Source organism: Pinirhizobacter sp., from assembly GCF_035317885.1.
GTDB lineage: Bacteria > Pseudomonadota > Gammaproteobacteria > Xanthomonadales > Rhodanobacteraceae > Pinirhizobacter.
The window spans coordinates 1-5,919 of sequence record NZ_DATHFX010000368.1 but is presented as its reverse complement, the minus strand read 5'-3'; the positions used below and the strand labels follow the sequence as shown (position 1 = coordinate 5,919).

3 protein-coding genes are annotated in these 5,919 nt (G+C 64.8%); all 3 read left to right on the top strand.

Going from position 1 to position 5,919, the window contains the following annotated elements:
- A partial coding sequence (locus tag VK519_RS12155) for an NADP-dependent malic enzyme (RefSeq protein ID WP_324350114.1) occupies window positions 1-1,804 on the top strand: 1,804 nt, incomplete at its 5' end.
- A 198-nt stretch (window positions 1,805-2,002) separates the two neighbouring features.
- Window positions 2,003-4,696, top strand: coding sequence for a pyruvate dehydrogenase (acetyl-transferring), homodimeric type (aceE, locus tag VK519_RS12150; RefSeq protein WP_324350112.1), 2,694 nt, complete (start codon window positions 2,003-2,005; stop codon window positions 4,694-4,696).
- Between the two features lie 149 nt (window positions 4,697-4,845).
- Window positions 4,846-5,919, top strand: a 1,074-nt coding sequence (locus tag VK519_RS12145; RefSeq protein ID WP_324350109.1) for a C40 family peptidase, incomplete at its 3' end; no start/stop codon positions are given.

Sequence of the window (5,919 nt, the reverse complement as noted above, 5' to 3'; positions counted from 1 at the left end):
CCAGCACGGCACGGCGATCATCGTCGGTGCGGCGGTCATCAACGCCTTGCTGGTGACCGGCAAGAAGATCGAGCAGGTGAAGTTGGCAACCACCGGCATGGGCGCGGCGGGCATCTCGTGTGTCGACATGCTGGTGGCGCTGGGCATGAAGAAGGAAAACATCTTCGCCTTCGACCGCGACGGCGTGCTGCATACCGGGCGCACGGACCTCGATCCGGACAAGCTCCGCTACGCACGCGACACCGACAAGCGCACCCTGGCCCAGATCGTCGAGGGCGCGGACATCTTCCTGGGGCTGTCGGCGGGCGGGATCCTTACCCCTGCGATGGTGGCCAGCATGGCCGAACGGCCGGTCATCTTCGCCCTGGCCAACCCGAACCCCGAGATCCTGCCCGAAGATGCAAAAGCCGTCCGCCCGGATTGCATCATGGCCACGGGCCGTTCGGATTACCCGAACCAGGTGAACAACGCGCTGTGCTTCCCCTACCTGTTCCGCGGTGCGCTGGATGTCGGCGCCACGGTGATCAACGAAGCCATGAAGGTGGCCTGCGTCAATGCCATCGCTGAACTGGCTCGTCGCGAGGCCTCGGACATCAGTGCACGCGCCTACGGCGGCAAGCCGCCGAGCTTCGGCCCGGATTACCTCATTCCCCAGCCCTTCGACCCGCGCCTGCTGCTGCAGTTGCCGCCGGCCGTGGCGCGCGCGGCGATGGAGTCGGGCGTGGCCCAGCGTCCGATCACCGACTTCACCGAATACTGCGACCGCCTCAACAGTTTCGTCTTCCGCACCGGCCTGTTGATGAAGCCGGTGTTTGACCGTGCCAAGGCCGATCCCAAGCGCGTGGTCTACGCCGAAGGCGAAGAAGAAACGGTACTGCGCGCGGTGCAGACGGTGGTGGACGAAGGCCTTGCAAAGCCCATTCTTATCGGTCGCCCGGATGTGATCGAAAAGCGCATCAAGCGTGCGGGCCTTCGCCTGACCCCAGGCGTTGATTTCGAGATGTGCAACATCCACTCCGATCCGCGATTCGATGCCTATTGGCAGCACTATCACCGCATCATGGAGCGTCGCGGGGTGACCCCGCCGATGGCCAAGGCGGTGGTGCGTTCGCGTCCGAGCCTGATCGCCGCGCTCATGGTGGAGCGGGGCGAAGCCGATGCCATGATCTGCGGCCTCGTGGGCCAGTTCCATTCCAAGCTTGACTACATCCGCGATGTCATCGGCCTGGACGAAGGCGTGGCCGAGCCCTCGGCCATGGCGGCTGTATCGACGGAGAAGGGCACCTTCTTCTTCCTCGATACTTATGTTTCGGACAACCCCTGCGCCGAGCAGATCGCCGAGTCCGCGTTGCAGGCGTCGATCCGCCTGAAGCTCTTTGGTATCTCGCCAAAGGTGGCGCTGCTGTCGAGTTCGAACTTCGGCAACCGCGATACACCCGGGGCCCGCAAGATGCAGGAAGCGCTGAAGCTGATCCGCAAGCGCGTGCCAAAACTGGAAGTGGAAGGCGAGATGCAGGCCGACCTTGCGCTCATCCCGGAACTGCGCGAACGGCTGTTCCCGAACTCGATGATGGAAGGCAAGGCCAATGTGTTCGTGTTCCCGAACATCGACGCTGCCAACATCGCCTACAACATGACCCGCGTGCTGTGCGACGGCGTGGTCATCGGCCCGATCCTGATGGGCGTGGCTAAACCGGCCCATATCCTGACGCCACAGTCGACAGTGCGCCGGGTGGTGAACATGACCTCCGTGGCCTGCGTCGAGGCGCAGATCCGGGCAGGGAAGCCGCGTACCACGGTCTGAGCCTGCGCTGTTTGGGGGGTCAGAGTCATGACCCTGCCCCTGGCCGCGTACATACGGCGCCGTATGTGGTTGATTTATCTCAGCTGCGGCGGGCAGGACGGCCCGCGGTGGCGCGGGTTTGCTAAACTCGGATGTGGACCGATTTAAATTCCCCGCCACCCCCACGCCAGGCGCGCCCCACGCGCTGCGGAGAGCACCATGGACCAGATCACCGATCTCCTGCACCAGGATCTCGACCCCACCGAAACCCTCGAATGGGTTGAATCGCTCAATGCCGTCATCAACCACGACGGCACCGAGCGCGCGCACTATCTGCTCGAGCGCATGGTGGATTCCACCCGCCGCGCCGGCGGCTACCTGCCGTTCGATCCCACCACCGAATACGTCAACACCATTGCGACGCAGAATGAGGCGCGCAGCCCGGGCGACGCGGCGCTGGAATGGCGCATCCGCTCGATCATCCGCTGGAACGCGCTGGCCATGGTGGTGCGTACCAACCGCCGGCCTGGCGACCTGGGCGGCCATATCTCCAGCTTCGCCTCGTCGGCCACGCTTTACGATGTGGGCTTCAACCATTTCTGGCGCGCCCCCAGCGCCGACCATCCCGGCGACCTGGTGTTCCACCAGGGCCATTCCAGCCCGGGCGTGTATGCGCGTTCCTTCCTTGAAGGCCGCATCAGCGCCGAGCAGATGGACCTCTTCCGCATGGACGTGGCCGGCAAGGGCAAGGGGCTTACCTCTTACCCCCACCCCTGGCTGATGCCCGACTACTGGCAGGTGCCGACGGTGTCGATGGGCCTGGGGCCCATCCAGGCCATCTACCAGGCACAGTTCTGGAAGTACCTCGAACACCGCGGCATGATGCCCAAGACCGACCGCAAGGTCTGGTGCTTCATGGGCGATGGCGAGTCCGACGAGCCGGAAAGCCTGGGCGCCATTTCGCTGGCCGGCCGCGAAGGCCTGGACAACCTGATCTTCGTCGTCAACTGCAACCTGCAGCGCCTGGACGGCCCGGTGCGCGGCAACGGCAAGATCATCCAGGAACTGGAAGGCGTGTTCCGCGGCGCTGGCTGGAATGCCATCAAGGTGGTCTGGGGCAGCTACTGGGATCCGCTCCTGGCGCGCGACACCTCCGGCAAGCTGCGCCAGCTGATGATGGAAACCGTCGACGGCGAATACCAGGCGTGCAAGGCCTTCGGCGGCGCCTATACCCGCGAGCATTTCTTCGGCAAGTACCCGGAAACCGCGGCGCTGGTGGCCAACATGTCCGACGACGACATCTGGCGCCTGAACCGTGGCGGCCACGACCCGCACAAGGTGTACGCGGCCTACCACGCGGCGGTGAACACCCAGGGCATGCCCACGGTGATCCTGGCCAAGACGGTCAAGGGTTACGGCATGGGCGCGGCGGGCGAATCGCAGAACCCGGCCCACCAGCAGAAGAAGATGGACACCGACGCCATCCGCGCCTTCCGCGACCGCTTCAATATCCCGGTGACCGACGCCCAGCTCGAAGAGGTGCCGTTCTACCACCCTGGCAAGGATTCCCCCGAAGTGCAGTACCTGCTCGAGCGCCGCAAGGCTCTGGGCGGCGCGCTGCCGCAGCGTCGCCGCAAGGCGGACGAATCGTTCAAGGCACCGGGGCTGGAGGCCTTCGAGCAGATCACCAAGAGCTCCGGCGAGCGCGAGATCAGCACCACCATGGCGCTGGTGCGTGGCATGAACCTGCTGCTGCGTGACAAGGCGATCGGTCCGCGCGTGGTGCCGATCGTGGCCGACGAGGCACGCACCTTCGGCATGGAAGGCATGTTCCGGCAGATCGGCATCTACGCGCCGTTCGGCCAGAAGTACCGTCCGCAGGATGCCGACCAGCTGCTGTACTACCGTGAAGACCAGAAGGGCCAGGTGCTGCAGCAGGGCATCAGCGAGGCTGGCGGCATGGCCTCGTGGATGGCCGCCGCCACCAGCTACAGCATCTCCAACGTGGCGACGCTGCCGTTCTTCATCTACTACTCGATGTTCGGCTTCCAGCGCATCGGCGACCTGTGCTGGGCCGCCGGCGACATGCGCGCGCGCGGTTTCCTGATCGGTGGTACCGCCGGCCGCACGACGCTCAACGGCGAAGGCCTGCAGCACGAAGATGGCCATTCACACCTCTTGTCCGGCGCCATCCCCAATGTCGTGTCCTACGACCCGACGTTCTCGTACGAAGTGGCGGTGATCCTGCAGGACGGCACGCGCCGCATGATGCAGGAGCAGGAAGACGTCTACTACTACCTCACGGTGATGAACGAGAACTACAGCCATCCAGACCTGCCCAAGGGCAGCGAGGAAGGCATCATCAAGGGCATGTACCTGTTCAAGGATGCCGGCAAGCCGAAGAAGAACGAGCCGCGCGTGCAGCTCATGGGCGCCGGCACCATCCTGCGCGAGGTGATCGCCGCGGCCGAATTGCTTGAGAAGGACTTCGGCGTGTCTGCCGATATCTGGTCGTGCCCGAGCTTCTCCGAAGTGCGTCGCGACGGTTTCGACGCTGAGCGCTGGAACCGCCTGCATCCGGAAGACGAAGCGCGCGTGCCCTATGTCACGAGCCTGCTGAAGGATCGCCAGGGCCCGGCCATCGCCGCCACCGACTATGTCCGCGAGTACGCCGACCAGATCCGCGCCTTCATGCCCGATGGCATGCGCTACACGGTGCTCGGTACCGACGGGTTCGGCCGTAGCGATACACGTGACAACCTGCGTTCCTTCTTCGAGGTCGACCGCTATTACATCGCCCACGCCGCCCTGGCGGCGCTGGCGAAGGACGGCAAGGTCAACGCCAAGGACGTCAGCCGCGCGATCAAGCAGTACAAGCTCGACCAGGACAAGCCGAACCCGATGACGGTGTAACCCACCTCGTCCGGACAGTGTCCGGCATCGGCGGCCTAAACGTCCGCGGACAGCGCCCTCCTTCGTGGAGGGCGTTGTTTTTCAGGCGTTTGCGGTTGGCACGGGCGTTGCCTTGGATACCACGATCCCTTCGAAACTGGAGTGCGCACGTGCCCATCCTTTCCCGCATCGTCATCGGCGTTGCCCTTGCCCTCGGCAGCGCCCATGCACTGGCTGCCGCGCCGACCTTGCCCGTGCCGGCATCCGGGGTGATCGGTACCGAGGACGCGATGCTCTCGCCCGATTACTGGATCGCCCGCGCAGCGGCGCCGGACAAGGTGATCTTCGGCCGGGATGAACTCAAGGCGCGCAACGCGCGCATGTTTGCCAACGATCCGTCGATGTTCGTCCTGGCCAGGATTCCCACCCAGGTCAGCGCCGAGCAGGTCAAGGCATGGATTGGCAAGGTGTCCAGGTTGCCGCCCAAGCCGCTGATCGACGTACACAACCAGCCCCTGCCGAAGTCCGTGGTCGATCCGATCGTGGCCAGCATCGCGCTGGAGAAGATTCCCGAGCACGTGACGGCGCGCTATGGCATCGCCGTGGCCCGGGAATCGCTGCGCACCTTCCCCACGGATCTGCGGGCCTTCACCGTGCCCGACCAGCCGGATTTTGAAAGCTTCCAGGAAAGCATGCTGTTCCCCGGCGACCCCGTGGTGATCGTGCATGAAAGTGAGGACGGGCAGTGGTATTTCGTGGTGAGCCCGCGCTACGCGGCATGGGTGAAGAAGTCGGCCATCGCTGTCGGCAGCCGCGATGAGGTGCTCACCTACGCTGATAAAACGCCCTATCGGGTGGTGACGGGGGCCAAGGTGCGCACCGTGTTCACGCCGGAGGCTCCTGCGGTGTCGGAACTGCAGCTGGACATGGGCGCGCGCGTACCGTTGGCGGACCTGCCGCCGGACCAGCCGGTAAACGGCCAGGGGCCGTACGTGTCCTGGACCTTGCAATTGCCGGTGCGCGCCGCGGATGGCTCACTGCATTTCCAGCCGGCACTGTTGCAGCGTAACGCCGACAGCGCGCCGGACTACGTGCCGCTGACGCAGGCAAATATCATCCGCCAGGCGTTCAAGTTTCTCGGTGAGCGTTACGGCTGGGGGCATCTCTACAACGGCCGCGACTGCAGTGGTTTCGTTTCCGACGTGTACCGCAGCCTTGGCGTGCAGATGCCGCGCAATACCGGT

Coding starts and splice junctions, on each gene's coding strand:
- aceE (WP_324350112.1), top strand. CDS start 2,003: ATGGACCAGATCACCGATCTCCTGCACCAGGATCTCGACCCCACCGAA.